Here is a 20,909-nt window from a genome sequence, read left to right as displayed (position 1 = left end):
TTCAAGCGGGGATGGCGCGGAGGGGCAGCGCCACCGGCCCGCGAAGCCCGATGGAGTAGTTCCACTTCAGCTCCCCCGGGGCGAGGACGAAGCCCTGGCAGCGGGAGAAGAGCTCCTCCAGGCCGATGCGGGCCTCCATCCGGGCCAGGGGCGCGCCCAGGCAGAAGTGCACGCCATAGCCAAAGGAGATGTGCTGCTGCGTGCGGCGCTCCAGCACCAGCTCATCGGCCCGCTCGAACACCCGCTCGTCCCGGTTTGCCGAGCCCACCATCAGCGCCACGGGTGCGTACGCCGGCAGCTTCACCCCGCCCAGCTCCACCTCCTGGGTGGTGAGCCGTACGGTGAGTTGGAGCGGCGAGTCCAGGCGCAGCACCTCCTCCACCAGCGCGGGGAGGAGGGCGGGCTCGGCGCGCACGCGGGCGAGCACCTCCGGGGCCAGGGCCATCCGCCGCACCGTGTGACTGAGCAGGTGGATCGTCGTCTCCAGCCCCCCCACCAGCAGGGCTGTCCCGAAGGCGATCACCTCCGACTCGGTGATACTCCGGCCCTCTACTTCGGCCCTCACCAGGTCGCTCATCAGGTCTTCGCGAGGCCGGGCCCTCCGGTCCGCGATGACCTCGCGCAGGAAGTCCTGGAACTCCGAGAGGGTGCGCCGCAGGTAGGCGATCCGCTCGGGCGGCTCCTGGACGACGGAGACAATGCTGACGATGTCGTCGGACCACTGCTTGAGCCTCGGCCGCAGCTCGGGAGCGAAGCCGAGCAACTCACCAATGACGAACGCGGGCAAGGGCAGGGCGAACGCCTGGACGAAGTCCACCTCTTTCTGGCGGAGGATGTTCTCGGCCAGCTCGCCCGCCACCCGGCGGATGCCCGTCTCCAGCCGGGCGATCGTCTTGTGCGTGAAGGCATGGCTCACCAGGGCGCGCATCTGGGTGTGCTGGGGCGGATCCAACCCCAACAGCGAATAGCCCAGCGGATTGCCCACGCCCTCCAGCCACTCGGGATTCGAGGCCTGCTGGACGAAGGTGGAGGTGAACAGCTTGGGGTTCTTGAACGCGAACTGCACGTCCTCGTGGCGGCTGATGGCCCAGAGTCCGCCCGGCTCCACCTGTTGGATGGGCTCGCTCCGCAAGCGGGCATAGAACGGGGCTGGGTCCGCCCGGAACTCGGGCGACATCACGTCGATGGGCTTCATGTGGCTGGGTTCCCCCTCTTGAGACAGCGGCGTGAAGCATCGAAGAGGCCCCGCCCCGAGTCAATTCAGGAGACCCGGGTGTTGAGCTTCTTCCCGGACCGCTGACACATCCTGGCACACCCGCTGGCACAGCTCCGGCACACGTCTTCTACGGGCGTTGAAACGGCGCAGGACGCGTGTCTCTCTGGAGCCAGGGTCATCCACGGCCCTGGCACGTTGCGTGCTCATGCGCTCCCCCAAGGGAGACACGCAATGTCCAAGGCACAGGCAGTGACGCTCAGACAGAACCCGGTGTACCCGGCGCCGCAGGGGAGTTGGCGCGGACCTTCCATCAAGTCCTCGCTGCAAGCGATTGCCGGGCGGATCGCGAAGGGCGGACAGCGCGAAGGTGTCGTCCGGATGCTCGATGACCTGATCCGGCCGCTCGACATGAAACGAACCGAAGATCAGCTCGTCGGTGCCATCGCGGCGGCACTCCGCAAGCGCGCGGTAGGCGCACGGACCGACGTCGGCAATCTGTACCTGCGCGAGGACGAGCTCCAGCACATGAGCCTCTACTCCCTCCTCCGAGAGCATGTGCCCATGATCTCCATGACCCATCCCCTCGCCAACGAGCTCCTGCTGCCCCAGGTCTCATCCCAGGAGCAGGCGGTCATCTTTGACATCGGAATTGGAAATGGCGAGCAGCTCGCCGACCTCATCCACCTGTGCGGCACCCGCGAGGCCGCGCCCAGGCGTCTCGTCGTGGTAGGGCTCGACCTCAGCGCCCCATCCCTCGCGAATGCACAGCGGAATCTCTCGGCCGCCGCGGAGCGGTGGGGAATCGATTTCAGGTTCATCGCGCTGAACAAGCAGGTGGAGGCACTGACGGACGAGGACTGGACCCTGCTCGACAGCCTCGAGGGGACACGCGTCGTCAATGCCACGTTCGCCCTGCACCATCTTCGCAACGACGACGCGGCTCCGGACGTTCGCGATCGGCTCTTTCAACGCCTGCGTTGCTGGCGACCCCGCGCCCTCGTCATCAGCGAGACGGACGCGGAGTTCAACACCGTTCCGCTCCCCGAGCGGACTGGAAATGCCTACGACTACTTCCTGGGAGTGTTCCAGCACATCGACGCGCTGGACATCCCAGAGGGGGACAGACTTCTCTTGAAGCTCGGCATGATCGCACGGGAGATCGAGGACATCCTCGGACCCAACGAGGAGGAGCGCTGTGAACGCTACGAGAGCGCCCACCACTGGCGTGAGCGCCTCGAACGGGCCGGCTTCGCGCTCAACCCGCCCCCCTCATCGCTGACCCAGGCGTCGAACGAGGCCATCACCATCACCGTCGACCGCAGCTACGTCACCCTGCACGGCGCGGGCACATCGCTCGTCACGATCCTCTGTGCCAGGCCTGTCGACGGGTGAGTGCCAACAGCTCAGGACTTCAAGAAGGCCAGCAGGTCGGCGTTGACCTGGTCCTTGTGCGTGATGGTGAGGCCGTGCGGTGCACCGGGATAGATCTTCAGCGTGGAGCCCTTGACGAGCTTGGACGAGAGCTGGGCCGAGGCGCCGATCGGGACGATCTGATCGTCATCACCGTGGATGATCAACGTCGGCACGTCGAACTTCTTCAGGTCCTCGGTGAGATCCGTCTCCGAGAAGACCTTGATGCAGTCGTAGGCGTTCTTGAACCCGGCCTGCATACCCCCGAGCCAGAACGCATCCCGCATGCCTTGCGAGACCTTGGCTCCCGGCCGGTTGGCACCGAAGAAGGGCACGCTGAGGTCCTTGAAGAACTGCGAGCGGTCGGCGAGGACATTGGCCCGGATGCCGTCGAAAGCCTCGAGGGGCTGGCCCGCGGGATTGGCGGCCGTCTTCAGCATCAGCGGCGCCACCGCGCCCACCAGCACGGCCTTGGCGACGCGCTTCGTGCCGTGGCGACCGATGTAGCGAGCGACTTCGCCACCTCCCGTGGAGAAGCCGACCAGCACGGCATTCTTCAAGTCGAGCGTCTCGAGCAGCGCCGCGAGATCGTCGGCATAGGTATCCATGTCGTTGCCGTTCCAGGGCTGGCTCGAGCGGCCATGGCCTCGGCGGTCATGAGCGATGCAGCGATAGCCCTTGGCCGCCAGGAAGAGCATCTGGTCCTCCCAGCTGTCGGAGTTGAGCGGCCAGCCGTGGCTGAACACCACGGGTTGTCCGGTGCCCCAATCCTTGTAATAGAGCTGCGTGCCGTCCTTCGTCGTGATCGTGCTCATCGTTCTGGCTCCCGTGTCGAGGGGGGTATCAAGGCGGGGCACTGCAGATCGCGGCGGCCACTCGCCAGGTGAGGCCTGAAGCTAACCGCCGGGGTCTGGAACGAAAACCCTCACAGGGGTGGGGCAGGGCTCCCTCTCCTGGGTGATGCGCGCGTGGAGCGCTGGCGAATCCTTCCCCTTTGCCCTATGCGTCGTGACAATTTTTTGTATCCAAAGTGACGCAAATTGTCCTTTGCCTCCTTCCCGGCGCTCTTGGACCCGTCACGGCCGGGTCTGGCCTACGTCATGCAATCCGTCTGGCGACGAACCGTGACGAAAGGCCCCTCTCGATGTCCCGCCGCCCCTTGCTCCTCCTCGCGACCCTCGCGGCCACTGCTGCCGCCGCTGCCCCTGCCGAAGACGACGGGTACGAGATCGAGGAGAGACCGCAAAAGGTGCTCGAGGGCTCCAGCCGCCTCTCGCTCATGACCGGCTGGCGGTATGCGCCCAACGGCCCCTTCTTCGACCTGTACTACTCGAACCCGTATCGTCGGGGCCTGGAACGCTCTCGAGGCGCCATCGGGGGGCCTCTGCTGGCGGGATGCTTCGCGTATTCGCCAACGAACCTGCTCGAGTTGGGAGTCGAGCTCTTCACCACCTACGAGCGCATGGAGTTCCCCGGCCAGCCCGGGCTCAACGCCGTCGCCGTCGGAGCGCTCGTTGGCCTGCGCGTCCAGCACAAGTTCGCTATCGGGCACTACGGGCTGGTCCCCTCGGCGGGGGTCCTCATCGGGCCAACGTTCGCGGTCTCCTTCTTCGATTTCGAGGGGGCGGTGGAGAACGCCCCGTGGTCCCTCGGAGTCGCCGCGGGAGCCACCCTGTACCTCTCCGATGAGTGGGGCCTGCGCTTCGAGTACCGGCTGCTCACCGGCCGGGGCGAAGCAGAGGACATCGGTCCTTACGAGTCCGCCGGGAACTGGTTCTCCATGGGCCTCAGCTACCAGTTTCCCTCGAAGCCCGACCGGCCCATGGGCCGGATGTTCTGAAGGGCTCCAGCAACTCCGCCCATCCAACCCTCGATGCGGGCCCGCTGACCGCCAGAGCGGTGGCCAACGGGCGGCTCCGTGGTGCATCAGCCAGTCAGTGGCCGACTTGTTCGGACTCCACCACCAGGTCCAGCACATAGACATAGCGCGAGGCGTCGGCGGGCACCTGGCGACGCTCGTAGCGCTTGAGGCGCAGCACGTTGCGAACGCCCGGCTCGTGGCGGTAGCCCTCGATCTCACCGTGGAAGAGCTGCCAATCGCCCGTGCTCTCCTTGACGCCGTTGCGGTCGTACACCACCTGGCGCACCTTCAGGCATTCGGCGGGGGCCACGCCGGTGCAGGGCTGGCGCTGGGGGGCAACTTCCCAGAACTCGATCGTTCCGGGGCCGCCATACAGCGTCTCATGCGTGGGTTGGCCCTGCAGCAGCCAGGTGCTGCCGTCGTGAAAGCCCAGCTCCAGCTGCGGCGCCTGGTCTTGCTGCGGCAGCACGCGCCAGGTGGTCAGTTCCTTGAGCTGGGCGCCCACGCGGCCTTCCAGCGCCATCAGGTTCTCGTCCAGGCAGGCGCGCCTGGTGGACATCATCTGTTCCACCTTCAGGCTGCTGCCCTGCACGGTGTAGCGCCCGGACAGCTGGTTGCACAGGTTGGTCACGCTCAGCATGCCGTTCTGGCTGAAGTCCAGCTGCACTGGCCTGGCCGGCTGGCCGTTGCTGCCCGCGGGCTGCCAGCCGTCCTGCGGTTGGCCTTGCGCGTCGGTCACGCGCTGCAGCTGCCAGTGGTGGGCGCTGAGCTGGGTGGTGGAGGAAGAGGTGTTGGAGGCCCCTTGACCGGTGGTGGCACAGCCTGCCAGCAGCGCCAGGGCAAGGGCAGCACACAGGGGCTGCCAGGCGTTGCGCGAAAGGGAACGTAGCTGGTTCATCTGAGTCTGATTGTGCATGGGCCAAGTGTGTCACGTGGCGGGCATGGGGTCTGTCCCTGATAGCACCCTGCGTTTGTCGGACAAGGTCGGCAGGTTCCAGCCATGCTGCCAATGGCAGGCGGTGCGCGGCGAACGGTAGTCCCGGCGCGGCGAATGGAAGGACTGTCAGCGTCGCCCCGGGACTCCCGGTGAAAAAAACCCCCATCGGTCGATTTCCTGGCCGCTTTTGTCCGGGAGGAACGTCATCCCGCTACGCACGGGTGTAGCAGGGTGGAGACCTCTCGGTGGACATGGACGTACAGACAGCCTACGCGACGTATTTTCCCATCATTCGGGAGAAGTGTCGGCGCATGCTGCGCGACCCGGACGAAGCGCAGGACGTCGCTCAGGAGACCTTCATCCGTCTCTGGCAGGCCCGGCTGAGGGATGGAGAGCCACGCCGAGTGACGGCGTGGGTGTACCGCACGAGCACACACCTGGCGATCGACCGGCTTCGACGGCGGCAGTCGGGCATGGCCCCGGAGCGTCCGGAGGAGATGCTGGAGGCGGCGCAGGCCGGCTCGCTCGAGCGCAGCGTCCAGGCGCGCCAGGAACTGGAGCGCTTCGCCCGCCATGTGCCCGCGGACGAGCTGGAGGTCGCGCTGTTGAGCCGCGTGGATGGACTGACCCAGCTCGAGATCGCCGAGGTGACGCAGGTGTCCGAGCGGACCGTGAGGCGACTCCTCACACGTTTCGATGAGCGCGTGGAGCAACTACGCAAGAGGGAGCTGGCATGAACCCTGAGACCGGACACCCGTCTTCCCTGGAGTTGGACCGTGCGGTGCTGGGGCTCGACTCGCCCGGGCTGCGCGAGCACCTGGCCTGCTGCGAGCTCTGTCGCGCCCACGTGGAGCGGGCACGGCTGGCGTCTCCCATTCCCACGTGGGTCCGGGAGCTGCGCGCTCCTCCACCTCCTCGGCCCTGGTGGGCCCCCAGGCCCCGGCTGCTGGTGCCGGCGTTCGCGGCGGCGGCGGCGCTCGTGACCCTGGTCCTGGTGCTCCCGAGCACGCCAGTGCCCACGCAGGAGCCCTACGTCGGGGTGAAGGGCGCGCCGGTCGTCACCGTGTACATCAAGCACGGGGAGCAGGTGGCTCCATGGGACGGACGGAGTCCCATCCTTCCGGGGGACCGACTGCGGCTGCACGTGTCGTCGGCTGGCTACGGTCATGTCCTGGTGGGCACGCGGGCGGAGGACTCGCGCTGGGTAGCCCTCTATGCCGCGCCCCTGGAGCGCGAGGACATGTTGCTGCCCACGAGCTGGCGCGTGGACGCGTCCGGTGGGGAGCGCGAGGAGTTGCTGATCATCTTCAGCCAGACCGCGGTGGCCGAGGAGGAGCTGGACGAGCTGGAGGCGCGAGATTCCCAGGACGACTCCCTCTGGACGACGCGGCTGGTACTTCCCAAGGAGGCTGTTCCATGAAGTGCGTGCGGTGGTGGCAAGGAATGCTGGCGGCGATGGCGCTGTTGCTCACGGGGCCGAGCCAGGCGGCGGAGGAGCGGCGCCCGAGGCGGGTGGCGGTGGTGGTGGGCTCCAACGCTCCAGCAGTGGGGCGCTCCTCGCTTCGCTATGCGCATGACGACGCACGGAACATGGCGGACGTACTCGTGCAGGTGGGCGAGTTCACCCCCAAGGACGTGCGCGTGCTGCTGGACCCTGAGCCCGAGGAGCTGCTGTCCGCGATGGACGCGCAGCTGGGCGCGCTGCGGGGCCAACCGGGCGAGACGCTGCTGCTCTTCTATTACTCGGGACACGCCGACGAGAAGGCGCTCTATCCGGGTGGTCACGCCCTGCCACTGGAGGAGCTGCGCCGGCGCATCGACACCCCCGATGCCACGGTGCGGGTGGGCATCATCGATGCGTGCCGCGGTGGCGGTTGGACGCGGGCCAAGGGCTTGCAACCCGAGGCGCCCTTCGAGGTGAACATCCCGCTCACGCTTCAGAGCGAGGGCTCGATCTTCATCGCGTCCAGCTCCGGCCTGGAGAACGCGCACGAGACGAGCGCCCTCCAGGGCTCCTTCTTCACCCACCACCTTGTGGCGGGCCTGCGCGGCGTGGCCGACCAGGGGAGCGACGGCGAGGTCTCCGTGGTGGAGGCCTTCACCTACGCGCGTCAGCTCACGCTGCGCGACACCGCGCTGCTGGGCGAGGGACTGCAACACCCCAGCTTCGACATGAACCTGCGCGGCCGGTCGGATCTCCCGCTGGCCCGGGTGAAGACGAGCGCGAGCTGGGTGGAGGTGAAGCAGACCACGGGTCCGCTCTCCGTCATCCTCGCCTCCTCGGGCACGCGCGTGCTCGAGGTGCCCGCGGGCAAGCGCTCCCTGTACGTGGCGCTGCCCCCAGGCAAGTACCTGCTGGTGCGCAAGGAGTCCGGCGGCACCTTCTCCCGCGAGTTCACGTTGGAGGCCGGCCAACGCGAGGTCCTGGACGAAGCCTCGCTCGAGCCGCTGCAGACCGCGCAGTTGCAGCGCAAGGGCCCGGCGGAGGAAGAGCCGCCGCGCCCGCGCAACACGTTGACGTTCAGTCCGGTGCTCATGGCCGCGCTGGCCATCTATGGGCTGGAATACGAGCGGGCGCTCCTGCCGGAGTTGTCTGTGTTTGTCGCGCCGCGCTTGTCGATACAGAACGAGGACGCCAGCCGTTGGAGCTATGCCCAGCTGATGCTGGGGGCGCGGTACTTCCCCTTCGGCCACGCACCGGGAGGACTCTTCCTGACGTCCCGGGTATCGGGAATCTCGGTGTCGGCGTCGTCGCCCACCGGCCAGGAGACAGGGCAGAGCCTCATCGCAGGCCTTGGCGTGGGCTACTCCTTGCTGGCGTGGAACTGGCTGGTGCTCTCCGTGGGCGTGACGGAGAGCTATTTCTGGACGGTCAGGGAGGGGAGTGAGGTTGGTATGACCAAGGAGGGATTCGTCACCGACCTGCAATTCAATCTGGGCGTGGCCTTCTAAAACGTGGCCGGTTTTGATGGAGCGTCGCGTCTTTCATAGCGGAAGGAGCGCAAAACCCAACAACCTTCCACGAGGAGAAAACTCATGAAGATGCGCATGATGGCGGCCCTGGCGACGACGGCTCTGGTGGGATTCGGTGGTGCGAACGTGGCGTTCAACGGCACGGTGGATGGACATACGCTGAACGTACGCGATGCCGCCGTGGTGAGGATTGGCGATGAGGAGTCCTCGTTCCTCATGGCCGTGTTGAGCGACCAGGAGGGGTTGTGCCAGCGGCTGCAGCAGCAACAGCAGGCGGGCAGCTCGACGGAGCTGGAGTTCACGCTCTTCGAGGTGGGCTCGGAGCTGATGCCGCAGGGAGCGCCGACAGGCGTCTACTCCGTGCAGACCCTCCGGGACATGGAGCTCGAGCCCGGAGCGATGCTGGCGCGGGCGTACTTCCACAAGCGGGACGCGAACTGCAACGACCAGGTGGCGGATGAGCAGGCCCTGGGCTACTCGGGGAGCATCCACTTCCAGGAGCCCGATGCCAATGGCCTCGCGCACCTGGAGTACGACATCTCCTTCGGTTCGCAGAACGACCGTGTGACGGGTGAGCTCACGGCGCAGCTCTGCGACGTCGTGCTCTCGCCTCCGGTGGAATACACCTGCCAGTAGGACCGTGCCGCCGCCCTGCCAGGGTACACACCCGACAGGGCGGCGGTGCAGTTCGGGCCCGTGACCTACCGCTATTCCGTGTCGCTCATCCCGGATGGCCGGGTGTCCTCCTTCGTGCTTCAGGCGCACTGAGCCGGGAGACACGGAGCGGAGGAGGGCTGAAGGCGGTGGGCACCATGCCCGTGACGGGCTTGCCCTGGGCCATGTGCGAGACGGTGTTGATGCCCTGGGAGCCCTTGGAGGTCGGCCGATCGCTCCCCCGTTGGGACCGGTCAGCGACCCCTCCGGACCGGCTGGCCCTTCGTCCCGAGACGCCGCGGTGCGAGCGCCTACAGTCCCGTGCCATGCATGCCATCGAGGTCGTGGGGCTCAAAAAGACATACGGCAAGGGCTGGCGCCGCGCCGGGCAGGTCGCGCTCGCGGGCGTGGACCTGCACGTGCCGGTGGGCAGCGCGTTCGGGCTCATCGGGCCCAACGGCGCGGGCAAGACGACGTTCATCAAGTCGGTGCTCGGCATCGTGCGGCCCACGGGGGGCGAGGTGCGGGTGCTCGGCGGCGATCCCGAGGACCCCGCGGTGCGCGCGCGCATCGGCTACCTGCCCGAGCGCCTGCATCTGCCGGGGGCGTGGACGGCCACGGCGTTCCTGGGCACGGTGGCGCGGCTGAAGAACCTGCGGCGCGATGCGGCTGCCCATGCGCGCCTGCTCGAGCGCGTGGGCCTGGCCGACGCGGCGGGCCGGCGCATCGGGGGCTACTCCAAGGGCATGCGGCAGCGGCTCGGGCTCGCCGCGGCGCTGCTGGGCGAGCCGGAGCTGCTCATCCTCGACGAGCCGACGGACGGCATCGATCCCATGGGCCGCGTGGAGGTGCGCCGCATCCTGCAGGACGAGGTGCGTCGCGGCACCACTCTCTTTCTCAACTCCCACCTGCTGGCGGAGACGGAGCGCGTGTGCGACCGCATCGCCATCCTCGGTCAGGGCCGGGTGCTGCGCGAGGGGCGGCTAGAGGACCTGCAGCGCACCGGGCACCGCTGGTCGGTGCGCTTCGCACCGGGCGCGAGCGAGCAGGTGCTGCGGGCCGCGGGTTTCACTCCCGTTGGCGAAGAGGGCGACGGGCGCTGGACCCTGGGGACGCCGGATGCCGCGGCGCTCAACGCGGCCCTGGGCCAGGTGATCGCGGGCGGCGCGCTGCTGGTGGAGTTGCGGCGCGATGCGCAGGATCTCGAGGCGGTGCTGACGGACGCGGTGGGCGAGGGGGTGGCAGCGTGAACGGAGTCCTGGGCATCGCAGGCTACGTCTTGCGCGAGGCGCTGAGCCGCAAGTTCATCCTCGCCTTCCTGGTGGGCATCACGCTGGTGCTCCTCACGCTCACGTTGTCGCTGCGCATCGAGGTCCTGGACGGCGCGCTCGCCGCCACACGGCTGTTCGGCCAGTCCCTGGGCCACAGCATCCGGGCCGTCGACATGGCGCTGCGGCCGATCTACATGGCCACCGCCTTCCTGGTGTTCTACGGCGGCATCCTCTTCGGCCTGGTGGCGTGCTCGGACTTCGCGCCCAGCCTGCTGTCGCCCGGCCGCATCGAGCACCTGCTCGCCCTGCCGGTGCGCCGCTGGCAGGTGCTGGTCGGCACGTTCGTGGGCGTGATGACGCTGGCGGTGGGCGGTGCGGCGTACGGGGCGGGCGGCCTGTGGCTCATCCTCGGCGTCAAGACGGGGTACTGGACAGTGGGGCCGCTCATCGCGGCGCTGCTCGCGGGCGTGGCGTACGCGGCGGTGTACGCGGTGATGCTCACCTGCGCGACGCTGGTGCGCAGCGCGGCGCTGTGTGCGGCCGCGGGCGGCGTGTTCCTGGTGCTGGGCGTCATCGCCGGCTTCCGGCGCAGCATCGCGCCGGTGCTCGAGGAGGGGGTGAGCCGCACGGGCTTCGAGCTGCTCACGCTCTTCCTGCCCCGCCTCAGCTCGCTCGCCAACGCATCGGCTTCCATTGCCGCATCCATCCCCCTCGAGCAGCACTCACTGGGGGCGGTGCTCGCGGGCGTGGGCCTCTTCGGCATGGGCGTGCTCGCGCTCGGCCTCTGGCATTTCGAACGGAAGGACTACTAGATGAAGACGCGAGGCGCGCGGTTCATGGTGCTCGCCGTGGTGCTGTTCGCTGCCGCGGCGCTGCTGATGTGGTTCGGACAGGGCGAGGAGGCGCTCAGCGCGAGCAAGCGGCCGTCGGTGGAGTTCCCGCGCCGGCTGCGCGCCGAGGAGAAGACGCGTGCGCAGTCGCGGCGCACCTGGGTGGTTCCGACGCCGGACGCCCGGCCCCAGGGGGCTTCGGATCCGCTGCTCGCGGCGCTGCCACGAGGTAAGGGCAAGACGGCCGTGGTGCTGGAGGCCAACGCCCTTCGCCACTCCCCCATCGGCGAGCTGCTGCTCGAGTGCCTCTATCGCGACGGCGGCAAGCAGTTGCAGCAACTCAAGGAGCGCACGGGCATCGACCCGCTCACGGACCTGGACCGGCTCGCCATCACCGACGAGGGTCTGGTGCTGTCGGGCAATTTCGGCAAGGCGAAGACCGACGAGTTGCTCGGGCAGCACGGGCGCTCGAGCTACGGCGACTCCGCGCGCATCTACGAGCCCCCGACCGAGCGGCTGCTCGCCGACGGCGGCGTGGGGCGCGGCGGCGGGCCCACGCTCGCGACGTGGCGCAACCAGATGGTCGTCGTGAGCCGGGATCGCAACGGGGCGCGCGACGTCATCGACCGGGTGGAGGGGCGTGGTCCGGAGGAGCCGCCGGTGCTCAGCGAGACCGCGACGTACGGCGAGGTATACGGCGTCATCGCGACCCGCACCCTCGCGAAAGTCCTTCCGCCGGACCAGCGCGAGATTGCCGAGCAGCTGGTGCGCGCAGCGGGCGCGGTGGAGTTGCACGTGGACGCACGCGGAGACGTGGCGCTGGTGGCGGACGTGAAGGGCGAGGACGCGCAGTCGGTCACGGATCTGGGCAAGAGCCTGGGCGGGGCGCTCGCGCTCGCACGGATGCGCGCGCAGAGCCAGGGGCAGGAAGACGTGGCGAAGCTGCTCGACTTCGCGCGCGTGTTGCCAGACGAGAACGCGTTCCGGCTGGAGGTGGCCCTGCCGCTCGATGTGCTGAAGGAGCAGCTCGCCTTCTGCCGCGAGCCTGTCCCGGAAGCGACGGCCGGGGACGGAGGGGTGGAGCGGCTGTAGCGCGACCTGGAGCACTCCAGGTGTGAAAAAGATGAGTCCCTCCTCGTTCCGTCCTGCGAAGCTGGGACCATGGAAAGTTTCGTCGAGGTCGCCGAGGGAGTCTCGCTCTGGGTCGAGTCACGGGGTCCGGAGGATGCGCCCGCCGTTCTGCTCATCATGGGCTCCACCGTCTCGGGGCTGGTCTGGCCCGACGAGCTCGTGGAGGTCCTGGCCCGGAAGCACCGGGTCATCCGCTATGACCACCGGGACACCGGAGCGTCCACCTGGGCATTCGACAGGGTCCCATACTCCGCGACCCGGATGGCCGAGGACGCACTGGCCATCCTCGATGCGCTCGGCATCGAGCGCGCGCACGTCGTGGGCCTGTCGTTGGGAGGCTTTCTGGTGCAGTGGCTCCTGGTCGCGCATCCCGAGCGGCTGCTCAGCGCGACGGTCATGGGGGCGCCTGCCCTCGAAGGCGCGCCCGCCCGCGCCAACGTGACGGCGCGAGCCACCATAGACCCCGGGCTGTACGAGTTCTGGCGCCACATGTTCGAGCCGCGTGACCGCGAGGCGCAGATCGAATGGCGGGTCGAGAACTGGCGCAGGCTCAACGGCGAGGCGATTCCCTTCGATGCCGAGGAGTTCCGTGCGCTCGAGCGGCGCATCATCGCCCACGCCGGCCGTCACGACACCTCGAGTGCTCATGCGCGGGCCGACCCCTCCGGACTGGCGCGTGGGGCGGAGCTCACTCAAGTCACCGTGCCCACGCTCGTCATCGCCACCCCGGAGGATCCCACCAACCCCGAGTCCAACTCACGGTTCCTGGCGGAGACCCTGCCGCGCTCGACCCTGGTGACGATCGACGGGATGGGGCACGCGATTCCATGTGCCGTCGTGCCCCCGCTCGCGGCGGCGCTCCTGAGCCACATCGAGACCGTGGGCCGCCGTTGAGCATGTCCGACCCCACTCCTCCCCAGCCGGTGGACTTCTCTGAACTTCAGGAGTGCAGGTGGGCGTACCGGCGGAGGCATCTGGAGGGGACGGTGCTGTACGAGGCGGTGAGAGACAAGCTGGCGGACGTGAGCACCGTGGGACTGACCCGACGCGCCACCCCATCCCTGTCGTTTCCCGTCCATCCAGCTCTCCGCTCGGCTGGAACTCCCCCAGTTGGTCGAGAGCGCCTCCCCGAGGTGGCCACTGGAGAGCGTGCGCTGCATTGCCCGGCCGCTCGCGCGCTCCGCGGTCCCGACGAAGGTTATCCACGGAGTACAGTCTCCACACGGGACAGGGGAGCGCATCATGCAAGGGGGTCACATCCCAGGCGGAGCCTTGGAGCACCTGCTCCAAGATGACGCCCTGCCCCCCGAAGAGGACCTCTCGGACTTCGAAGACTCGCTGCTGGGCGCGGTGAGCCGCGCCGACTGGCCGCTCCGGGTACCAGGGCCCGGGGAGCGGCTGGGAGGCCCGGATGGCCGCCGCTTCGAGATCCTCGAGGAACTGGGCAGCGGAGCGATGGGCAAGGTGTTCCGCGCCTGGGACGAGGAGCTCCAACGCCCGGTGGCGCTCAAGTTCCTGCTCCTCCAGGAGACCCCCGGCAAGGAGTCGCACTCCGCGCGACTGAAGCAGGAGGCGCGGGCCGTGGCGCGGCTCCACCACGACAACATCGTCCGCGTCTTCGACGTGGCCGAGTGGAGGGGCAGTGCCCCCTGTGAGCCCACCGTCCCCTTCATCGTCATGGAGATTCTGGAGGGGGAGTCCCTGGCCTCGCTGTTGCGGCGGGAGAGGCCGCCCCTGCAACGCGCCCTGGAGCTGATGATCGCCGTGGCCTCGGGGCTGGCCCATGCCCACGCGCACCACGTCATCCACCGGGATCTCAAGCCCAGCAACATCCTCCTCACACGCGAGGGCGGGGTAAAGTTGCTCGACTTCGGCCTCGCGTACCTCTCGGCCCACCGCTCCCCGCTCGTGCCGGACCTGCCCACCGCGGGAACGCCCGCGTATATGGCACCGGAGCAATGGCGGGGAGAGGCGCAGGACGCGCGCACCGACCTCTGGTCCGCGGGTGTCATCCTGTACGAGCTGCTCACCGGCGAGCTGCCCTACCTTCCGCTCGCGCTCGGGGAGCTGCGCGAGCGGGTGCTGTCCCCCGAGCCGGTGCCCCCGGTGCGCGCGCGGGCCCCAGAGTTGCCCGAGGAGGTGGAGCACCTCGTGCACGCCCTGCTCACCAAGGAGCCCGAGCGGCGGCTGCGTGGCGCCGTCGAGCTGCGCGAGCGGCTGCGTCAGTTGGCGGAAGAGCTGGGCCCGTGGCGCGAGCCCTCCAGGCCCGTGCTTCCCCAGCGCCGGCAGGTGACGCTGGTGTCGTGCCGGCTGGTGGGCCTCGCCGAGCAACTCGACCCCGAGGACGCCAGCGAGCTGCAGGCCGGGTTCCATCAGTTCTGCGCGGAGCTGCTGCGCGAGCACGAGGGCACCGTCACCCTTTCCATGGGCAACGAGGTGCTCGCCACCTTCGGACACCCCATGGCCCGCGAGGACGACTCGGAGCGGGCGGTGCGTGCGGCCCTCCTCCTCACCCGGGCCTTTCCGGAGCGGCTCGCGCACATGGAGCGGCTCGGGCTCGCCATGATGGTGGGCCTGCACACGGACCTCGTGGTGTTCGCCGACAACGCCCTCCAGGGCGAGGCCCCACGGCTCGCCTCCTGGCTGGCGCGACAGGGCGGGCCCGGCTCAGTGGTGCTCGGAGACACCACCTGGAAGCTGGTGCGCGGAGCCTTCGAGACAGAGTCGCTCGGCCACCGCACCTTCGATGGGCTCTCGGGCGGCCAGGGCCTGGAGCTGCACCGCGTGCTGCGCGAGCGCCAGACGGTGTACCGCTTCGAGCGGGCGCTCCGGGCCGGCGGGCTCAGCCCGTTGGTGGGGCGCGAGCACGAGCTGGAGCGACTGCGGGCGCTCTGGGAGCGGGCGCGGCACGGGCAGGGCTCAGCCCTGCTGCTCAGCGGCGAGGCCGGTGTTGGCAAGTCCCGCCTCCTCCAGGAACTGCGCGAGCGGGTGCCTCCGCGCTCCAGTCTCCACCTGCTCTGCCAGTGTTGGGCTCAACTCCAGCACAGCGCCTTCCATCCACTCCTGGAGATGTTGCGGCGCTTCTTCCAGCTCGGAGCCGAGGGTCTCTCGTCGCGGGAGTCTCGTGGGCTGGAGGAGCGACTGCTGGGGCTGGGTCTGACGCCGGAGCACGTGCGCCAGCTCGAGGAGCTGCTCGCGCCCCCCATCACCGAAGGGCCCGAGTCCGTGCTGCTCGTGCTGGAGCAACATCGGGAGCGCAAGCGCGGGAGACTGGAGGCGCTACGGGCCCTGCTGCTGCGGATGGCGGAGGAGCGGCCAGTGCTTCTCCTTGTCGAGGACCTGCACTGGGCCGACTCCTCCACCCTGGAGTTGTTCGGCCTGCTGCTCGAGCGCGTCGGGGGGGCGCGGATACTCGTCCTGCTCAGCACCCGCCCCGAGCACCCACCCGCCTGGCCGGTGTACCCCTGGTTCCACCGGCTCGTGCTCGAGCGATTGCCAGCGGCTCCCGCGGAGGTTCTGGTGCGCGAGGTCGCCCGGGGCCAGGAACTGCCGGAGGAGACGGTGCGGCGGCTCGTGGCGAAGACGGATGGCATTCCGCTCTTCATGGAGGAGATGACGCGCATGGTGCTGGAGCAGGGCCCCTCGGGGCGCCCGTCCGCCATCCCCGCCACCCTGAACGAGCTGCTGCTGGCCCGACTGGATGCGCTCCCGCCCCGGATGAAGGCACTGGCCCAGCTGTGCGCCGTGGTGGGACGCGACTTCCACCTGGACCTGCTCTCGCGCATCTCGGCCCGGGACGAGGTTTCGCTGCGGCAGGACGTCGCGGGGCTCGTCTCGGCGGGGCTGCTACTCCCAATAGAGGAGGACCGCGGAGGCGGGTACCAGTTTCGGCATGCTCTCCTCCAGGAGGTGGCCTACCAGTCCCTGCCACGCAGCTTGCGGCGACAGCACCACCGGCGCATCGCCCAGGCCCTGCTGGAGCACTTCCCCGAGCGGGTGGAGTCGCGGCCCGAAGTGCTCGCCCACCACCGCACGGAGGCAGGGGACTTCGCACTCGCCGTCCATGCGTGGGTGCGGGCCGCGGAACTCGCCATCTTGCGTATTGCCCTCCAGGAAGCACTCTCTCACATGAGGCAGGCCCTGCGGCTGATCCGGGAGCTGCCGGACACTCCAGAGCACCGCATCGAAGAGCTGGAGCTGCTGAATGGCTTCAACGCCATGATCCTCAGCTTCCAGGGCGTGGATGCTCCGGAGTTGGAGCAGAGCTACTCGCGCGCGCTGGAGCTCTACCGGCGGATGGGGCAGACCAGTCCGCAGCTCGTCGCGCTGTCGGCGAGGCTGACCAACATCCTCAGCGCGAGGGGCAGGTTTCAGGACCTGCAGGAGCTGCGAGGATCGCTCCTCGCCCTGAGTCAGCAGGTGGGCGATGAAGCGCTGCTCGCCCAGGTCCACCGGATGGAGGGGATGTCCGCATTGATGAGCGGGGGGCGGCTTGACAGGGCAGAGGAAGCTCTTGAGCGAACGCAGCGACTCATGGACTCCCAGGGCGAGCCGCGCGAGCGCCTGCTCTCGTTGACCTGGTTCGACCCCAGGCTGGACGCCCGACTCCTCCTGGCGCTCACCCGAACTCTGCTCGGCCATACGCGGGAAGCACGGTGGAACGGCCGCGAGGCGATGGAACTGATGCGGGCGCGGTCCTATCGTGCCGCCTTCAAGGGCTATGTCCTGATGTACCTGGCCGCGGTCAGCGCGTTGAGTCACGAGGTGCCGAGAACCCTGGAGTTCGCACAAGAGAGCAGTTCCTTCAGCGCGAGCGACTCGCAACGTCTCGTCATGGGAATGGCGAAGGGATTCTTGGGCTGGGCCCTGGTCAGGTCGGGACAACCACAGGAGGGCCTCGAGACCCTGCGAGAAGGTCTGGAGCTGATGCGGGAGATGGGGATCAAACTCCTCCTGGCCAACTACCTCGCCCTGCTCGCGGACGCGCACCTGATGCTGGGACAGGTGCGGGAAGGACTGACAGTCGTGGAGGAGGCGCTGGGGAGGGTGAAGACGCTCGGCAGAAGCTACTACGTGGCCGAGATACACCGGATCCGGGGAGAGTTGCTGAGGGCGGCGGGCCAGGAGGACCAGGCGCTGCGCTGCTTCCTTCGAGCCCGGGCCCTCGCGCACCGGCAGCGGGCCCTCCTCCTGGAGCTCCGGGCGACGGTGAGCCTGGGCCGCCAGCTCCGGGACCTGGGCTGTCCGGAGCGGGTCCGGAGGAGGCTGGAGCGAGTCGCATCCCGGATGGAGCCGGACCCGACTCCGTGGACCTCCAGCAGGCCCGGGAGTTGCTCGACTCCCTTCCTCCGGGAGGCAGCGGGGCCTGAAGGACGACTCACCTATCTGGCCATCGCCAGCTTGGTGAACATCCACTGGCTGGAGGTGCGCGATCACCAGCTCGTGCTCGGGTCGGGGCCGCTGCCCATGCCTCGCTCCCAGCTCGTGGACGTGCGCTCGCTGCGCAGCGTCTTCGTGAAGCCCCTGAGCATCCGGTGCCATCGAGGATGGGTGACCGGCACCTGCTGCGTGGTGAACGCCCGGGATGGCAGCGGGAAGATCCTGCGCATCGGCAGCGAGTTCGAGAACGAGAGCGAGGCCGCCTTCATCGCGAGCGACGGAGCGGCTCAGGGGATGATCCGGCGCCGGCGAAGGTCGGCGAAGATCCTGAGGAACATCTCCTCCGAGTCGACGAACTCGTGGAAGCCGAATCTGCGCGCCTTCGAGCCATCCGCGATGACGTCATAGTCCCAGGCGAACACGAAGTCGCCGAAGCGCCAGGAGGACACGTCCTTGTAGGGATGCCGCTCGAGCCCGTGCTTCTCGGCCAGGGCATTCCAGAGGGGCTCCTTGTCGGCCATGATGACGTCGAGGGACATCGGCAGGGGAGGCGCCACCTCGAGCTCGAAGAAGCGGGCGATCTTCGGCCACATCTCGTTCCACCGGAACAGGTCCCCGTTGTTGATGTTGAAGGCCTGGTTGGCGCATCGCTCGTCGGTGGCAGCCCAGACGGTGGCACGCGCCAGCAGCCCCGCATCCGTCATCTCGATGAGCTTGTCGTACGCGCCGGGCTTGCCCGGGAAGCGCAGGGGGAGCCCGAGCTCCTTCGAGATCGCCGCGTACACGGCGATCACCATGGCCAGGTTCATGGGGTTGCCCAGCGCGAAGCCACACACGACGGACGGGCGCAGCGCCGACCAGCTCCAGCCCTTGCCCTTCTGCCGTTCTTCGAGGAAGGCCTGCTGATCGATGTTGAACTCGGGGGGCATGTGGTGGGGATCATTCTCGCGGGCGGGCGTCTTGAACGGGCCCAGGTGTGCGCCGTAGACCTTGTAGCCCTGCATCAGACTGATGTGCCGTAGGCCGCGCGCGACCGGCTCCACCGCGTCGACGACGTTGACGAGCATGGCGAGGTTGGGCGGCACCAGCTCGGCCCAGGTCGGCCGATCCTGGTACGCGGCGTAGAAGATGTGCGTCACCTGGGTGAGGCCGCTCAGCTTCTCTCGGCAGTGAGTGCGATCGAGCAGGTCCACCGCCACATGACGGACGCGGCCCGAGGGCGCTCCACCGCGCCGCGACAGGCCGATGACGTCCCAATCGCCGAGGGTTGCCAGGTGATCGACGAGGTTTCGGCCGATGACTCCCTGGGCTCCGACGACCAGGGCGACTTTCTTCTGTGTGCTCATGACGGGCTCCTGTGAACGGGAGGGATGGCTCCAATATGGGAGGCCCGGCATTCGTGAGGTAGACTTGCTGAAAGCACAGGACTTGTGAGTTGAATTCACGATGGGACGACTGGACGTCAATCGCTCGGGCGAGATGGAAGTGTTCGTGAGGGTCGTCGAGCTGGGAGGCTTCTCGGCGGCGGCTCGGGCGTTCCGCATGACGCCGTCTGCGGTGAGCAAGCTGGTGGCCCGGTTGGAGAGCCGCCTGGGGGCTCGGCTCCTCAACCGTTCGACTCGGCGCCTACAGCTCACGCCCGAGGGCTGCACGTTCTATGAGCGCAGCGTTCGCCTCCTGGCCGAGCTGGAAGAGGTCGAGCGAGGCGCGGCCGCCAGCGAGGTCCCGCGCGGCCGGTTGCGCGTCAACACCAACGTGCCCTTCGGCACGCACTTCCTCCTGCCGCTCGCGCCGGAGTTCCTGGCTCGCTACCCGGAGGTCTCCCTGGACATGGTGTTGACCGATCAGGTGATCGATCTGGTGGAGGCGCGCACGGATGTGGCGATCCGCGCCGGGTCGCTGAAGAGCTCACGGCTCGTCGCGCGCAAGCTCGGCGAGACGCGGATGGTCATCGTCGGAGCGCCGGCCTATCTCGAGCGCTTCGGAATGCCCAGGACTCCCCGAGAGCTGGAGAAGCACAACCGGATCGGCTTCGGCTACGCGCGTGCGATGGAGGGCTGGCCGCTCAAGGAGCGCGGCGGCCCGATCGCCGTGCCCCCAGTCGGCAACGCCCAGGTGAGCGACGGGGAGGCGGTGCGGAACCTCGCGCTGGCGGGGCTGGGCCTGGCACGGCTCGCGGCCTTCCAGGTCCAGGCGGACATCGCGGCCGGCCGGCTCCTGCCCGTGCTGGAGGAGCGCAATCCTGGCGACACCGAAGCCGTGCACGCCGTCTTCCTGGGCCAGGGCGGGCACCTGCCGGCCCGCGTGCGTGCGTTCCTCGACTTTCTCGTCGAGAAGGTGCGGTTCAGCTGACGTCGATGCAGGGGAGGCGAGCGAGCCGCTCGCCTCCCGAGGTTGCTCTCAGAGGCGGTGACGCCGCTCCAGGACGGGGTTCACCACGGGCACATCCTCCGCCGTGTTGCTCGCCGCCGCGGACGGGAAGGGCCGGATGGGCACACCCATCCAGTCGGAGAGCTGCTGCAGCGCCGCGCCCTGTTCCGCGGCGGGCAGAGTGTAGAGGGAGGCGCCGTGATTGCCACCCGCCACGAAGTAGCCGACCGAGTCGTTGGCCGGGTTCACCTCGAAGGCGCCCGAGGACCAGGGATCGTTCTCTCCGTAGATGAGCATCATGTGCCGGGCGCTCTTCTTCATCGAATGTTCCACCAGGTGCATGGAGAGGAAGTCGTAGTCCTTGTCCACGCCCATTTCTCTGGGTTTGGGACTGGATGCGAGGCGGTTCCGTTTTCTCAGGAACTGGCCGATTGAAAGCTCGCGATGTTCATCGGTCCCCGCATCTGCGAGGCCCTCAGAGAAGTGAGTGAACGGAAAGCAGGGAGCAGCAGAGTAGTCTCGCTCCCCATGCGAATGTTCTTCATGCTGATGCTGGCGGTAGGGATGGGTTGTGCGAGTCATGCCGTGTCCGACGCCGATGAGGAGGACACGCCGTCGCCCGCTCCCGTGGATGCCTCGACGGAGGATCCCACCACCTGCGACGACTCCTATATCGCCTGTGGGTGTGGTTGCTGTGGAGGCGTGCCGGCGCGCGAGGAGAGCTGCCTTCCCTGCGACGGAGGAAAGGCGCTTCAGGACATCATCGCCGCGGACAAGGCGCATGCGCAGGATCCGAACTGTGCCTTCGCCGGCTGCTCCATTCCGGTGCGGTACACGTACTGCGACACGCCCTCCACGGGTCCGTGAGGGAGACGGC

At 68.4% G+C, this 20,909-nt stretch carries 17 protein-coding genes and 1 pseudogene; 13 read left to right on the top strand and 5 right to left on the bottom strand.

The genetic code is table 11. The features are described from left to right. Nucleotide 1 precedes the first annotated feature (1 nt). The gene (locus tag OV287_RS32920) at nt 2-1,195 is read right to left on the bottom strand and encodes a cytochrome P450 (RefSeq protein WP_267538003.1); all 1,194 of its coding nucleotides are present in this window, start codon (nt 1,193-1,195) and stop codon (nt 2-4) included. A gap of 252 nt (nt 1,196-1,447) precedes the next feature. Here OV287_RS32920 and OV287_RS32915 point away from each other — a divergent pair, with 252 nt between their 5' ends. Then, nucleotides 1,448-2,608: a GRAS family protein gene (locus OV287_RS32915; RefSeq protein ID WP_267538002.1), complete on the top strand. Its 1,161-nt coding sequence runs from the start codon at nt 1,448-1,450 to the stop codon at nt 2,606-2,608. Between the two features lie 11 nt (nt 2,609-2,619). On the opposite strand, the gene OV287_RS32910 is transcribed toward OV287_RS32915, so the two are convergent. Next, nucleotides 2,620-3,441, bottom strand: coding sequence for an alpha/beta fold hydrolase (locus OV287_RS32910; RefSeq protein ID WP_267538001.1), 822 nt, complete (start codon nt 3,439-3,441; stop codon nt 2,620-2,622). A 329-nt stretch (nt 3,442-3,770) separates the two neighbouring features. Between OV287_RS32910 and OV287_RS32905 the strand changes: the two genes are divergently transcribed. Next, nucleotides 3,771-4,466, top strand: coding sequence for a hypothetical protein (locus OV287_RS32905; RefSeq protein WP_267538000.1), 696 nt, complete (start codon nt 3,771-3,773; stop codon nt 4,464-4,466). A gap of 94 nt (nt 4,467-4,560) precedes the next feature. Here OV287_RS32905 and OV287_RS32900 read toward each other — a convergent pair whose 3' ends face one another. Then, a complete protein-coding gene (locus OV287_RS32900; protein WP_267537999.1) occupies nt 4,561-5,385 on the bottom strand; it encodes an META and DUF4377 domain-containing protein in 825 nt (274 codons plus the stop codon). A 290-nt stretch (nt 5,386-5,675) separates the two neighbouring features. Between OV287_RS32900 and OV287_RS32895 the strand changes: the two genes are divergently transcribed. The 9 genes and pseudogenes from OV287_RS32895 to OV287_RS32855 all read left to right on the top strand — a co-directional run. Then, the gene (locus OV287_RS32895) at nt 5,676-6,161 is read left to right on the top strand and encodes an RNA polymerase sigma factor (RefSeq protein ID WP_267537998.1); all 486 of its coding nucleotides are present in this window, start codon (nt 5,676-5,678) and stop codon (nt 6,159-6,161) included. Continuing rightward, on the top strand, nt 6,158-6,844 hold the full coding sequence (locus tag OV287_RS32890) for a hypothetical protein (RefSeq protein WP_267537997.1): 687 nt from the start codon (nt 6,158-6,160) through the stop codon (nt 6,842-6,844). Before OV287_RS32895 ends, OV287_RS32890 begins: the two co-directional genes overlap by 4 nt. Then, nucleotides 6,841-8,376, top strand: a complete 1,536-nt coding sequence (locus OV287_RS32885) for a caspase family protein (protein ID WP_267537996.1) — start codon at nt 6,841-6,843, stop codon at nt 8,374-8,376. Before OV287_RS32890 ends, OV287_RS32885 begins: the two co-directional genes overlap by 4 nt. An 84-nt stretch (nt 8,377-8,460) precedes the next feature. Then, nucleotides 8,461-9,033 carry a hypothetical protein gene (locus OV287_RS32880; RefSeq protein ID WP_267537995.1) on the top strand — a complete coding sequence of 191 codons (573 nt, stop codon included), beginning with the start codon at nt 8,461-8,463 and terminating at the stop codon, nt 9,031-9,033. Nucleotides 9,034-9,377: 344 nt separating this feature from the next. Beyond that, nucleotides 9,378-10,301: an ABC transporter ATP-binding protein gene (locus OV287_RS32875; protein ID WP_267537994.1), complete on the top strand. Its 924-nt coding sequence runs from the start codon at nt 9,378-9,380 to the stop codon at nt 10,299-10,301. Further along, the gene (locus OV287_RS32870; RefSeq protein WP_267537993.1) at nt 10,298-11,134 is read left to right on the top strand and encodes an ABC transporter permease subunit; all 837 of its coding nucleotides are present in this window, start codon (nt 10,298-10,300) and stop codon (nt 11,132-11,134) included. The genes OV287_RS32875 and OV287_RS32870 overlap by 4 nt, the downstream gene beginning before the upstream one ends. After that, nucleotides 11,135-12,244, top strand: coding sequence for a hypothetical protein (locus OV287_RS32865; RefSeq protein WP_267537992.1), 1,110 nt, complete (start codon nt 11,135-11,137; stop codon nt 12,242-12,244). It begins immediately after the preceding gene. A 69-nt stretch (nt 12,245-12,313) separates the two neighbouring features. After that, nucleotides 12,314-13,177 (top strand): alpha/beta fold hydrolase, encoded by an 864-nt coding sequence (locus OV287_RS32860; RefSeq protein WP_267537991.1) that lies wholly within the window; start codon nt 12,314-12,316, stop codon nt 13,175-13,177. A 348-nt stretch (nt 13,178-13,525) separates the two neighbouring features. Further along, nucleotides 13,526-15,688: pseudogene (locus tag OV287_RS32855) on the top strand (serine/threonine-protein kinase); the annotation flags it as partial. 2,261 nt (nt 15,689-17,949) lie between these two features. Here OV287_RS32855 and OV287_RS32850 read toward each other — a convergent pair. After that, on the bottom strand, nt 17,950-19,008 hold the full coding sequence (locus tag OV287_RS32850; protein ID WP_267537990.1) for an SDR family oxidoreductase: 1,059 nt from the start codon (nt 19,006-19,008) through the stop codon (nt 17,950-17,952). Between the two features lie 100 nt (nt 19,009-19,108). Here OV287_RS32850 and OV287_RS32845 point away from each other — a divergent pair, with 100 nt between their 5' ends. Beyond that, a complete protein-coding gene (locus OV287_RS32845; RefSeq protein WP_267537989.1) occupies nt 19,109-20,014 on the top strand; it encodes a LysR family transcriptional regulator in 906 nt (301 codons plus the stop codon). Between the two features lie 48 nt (nt 20,015-20,062). Here the strand turns inward: OV287_RS32845 and OV287_RS32840 are convergent, their stop codons facing one another. Next, entirely contained in the window at nt 20,063-20,407 is a 345-nt protein-coding gene (locus OV287_RS32840; RefSeq protein WP_267537988.1) for a serine protease, read from the bottom strand. Nucleotides 20,408-20,560: 153 nt separating this feature from the next. On the opposite strand from OV287_RS32840, the gene OV287_RS32835 reads away from it, so the two are divergent. After that, nucleotides 20,561-20,899, top strand: coding sequence for a hypothetical protein (locus OV287_RS32835; RefSeq protein WP_267537987.1), 339 nt, complete (start codon nt 20,561-20,563; stop codon nt 20,897-20,899). The last annotated feature ends 10 nt before the right edge of the window (nt 20,900-20,909 follow it).

The sequence above is a fragment of the Archangium lansingense genome (genome assembly GCF_026626635.1).
GTDB lineage: Bacteria > Myxococcota > Myxococcia > Myxococcales > Myxococcaceae > Archangium > Archangium lansingense.
Note: the sequence above shows the minus strand (reverse complement) of the source record. Positions and strands in the feature narration are given on the sequence as shown.

Excerpts from the sequence above, each read along its gene's own strand:
- OV287_RS32885 (WP_267537996.1), top strand. The coding sequence starts at position 6,841 with ATGAAGTGCGTGCGGTGGTGGCAAGGAATGCTGGCGGCGATGGCGCTG.
- OV287_RS32880 (WP_267537995.1), top strand. The coding sequence starts at position 8,461 with ATGAAGATGCGCATGATGGCGGCCCTGGCGACGACGGCTCTGGTGGGA.
- OV287_RS32910 (WP_267538001.1), bottom strand. The coding sequence starts at position 3,441 with ATGAGCACGATCACGACGAAGGACGGCACGCAGCTCTATTACAAGGAT.
- OV287_RS32920 (WP_267538003.1), bottom strand. The coding sequence starts at position 1,195 with ATGAAGCCCATCGACGTGATGTCGCCCGAGTTCCGGGCGGACCCAGCC.
- OV287_RS32850 (WP_267537990.1), bottom strand. The coding sequence starts at position 19,008 with ATGAGCACACAGAAGAAAGTCGCCCTGGTCGTCGGAGCCCAGGGAGTC.
- OV287_RS32900 (WP_267537999.1), bottom strand. The coding sequence starts at position 5,385 with ATGAACCAGCTACGTTCCCTTTCGCGCAACGCCTGGCAGCCCCTGTGT.
- OV287_RS32875 (WP_267537994.1), top strand. The coding sequence starts at position 9,378 with ATGCATGCCATCGAGGTCGTGGGGCTCAAAAAGACATACGGCAAGGGC.
- OV287_RS32860 (WP_267537991.1), top strand. The coding sequence starts at position 12,314 with ATGGAAAGTTTCGTCGAGGTCGCCGAGGGAGTCTCGCTCTGGGTCGAG.
- OV287_RS32890 (WP_267537997.1), top strand. The coding sequence starts at position 6,158 with ATGAACCCTGAGACCGGACACCCGTCTTCCCTGGAGTTGGACCGTGCG.
- OV287_RS32895 (WP_267537998.1), top strand. The coding sequence starts at position 5,676 with ATGGACGTACAGACAGCCTACGCGACGTATTTTCCCATCATTCGGGAG.
- OV287_RS32905 (WP_267538000.1), top strand. The coding sequence starts at position 3,771 with ATGTCCCGCCGCCCCTTGCTCCTCCTCGCGACCCTCGCGGCCACTGCT.
- OV287_RS32845 (WP_267537989.1), top strand. The coding sequence starts at position 19,109 with ATGGGACGACTGGACGTCAATCGCTCGGGCGAGATGGAAGTGTTCGTG.
- OV287_RS32915 (WP_267538002.1), top strand. The coding sequence starts at position 1,448 with ATGTCCAAGGCACAGGCAGTGACGCTCAGACAGAACCCGGTGTACCCG.
- OV287_RS32865 (WP_267537992.1), top strand. The coding sequence starts at position 11,135 with ATGAAGACGCGAGGCGCGCGGTTCATGGTGCTCGCCGTGGTGCTGTTC.
- OV287_RS32840 (WP_267537988.1), bottom strand. The coding sequence starts at position 20,407 with ATGGGCGTGGACAAGGACTACGACTTCCTCTCCATGCACCTGGTGGAA.
- OV287_RS32835 (WP_267537987.1), top strand. The coding sequence starts at position 20,561 with ATGCGAATGTTCTTCATGCTGATGCTGGCGGTAGGGATGGGTTGTGCG.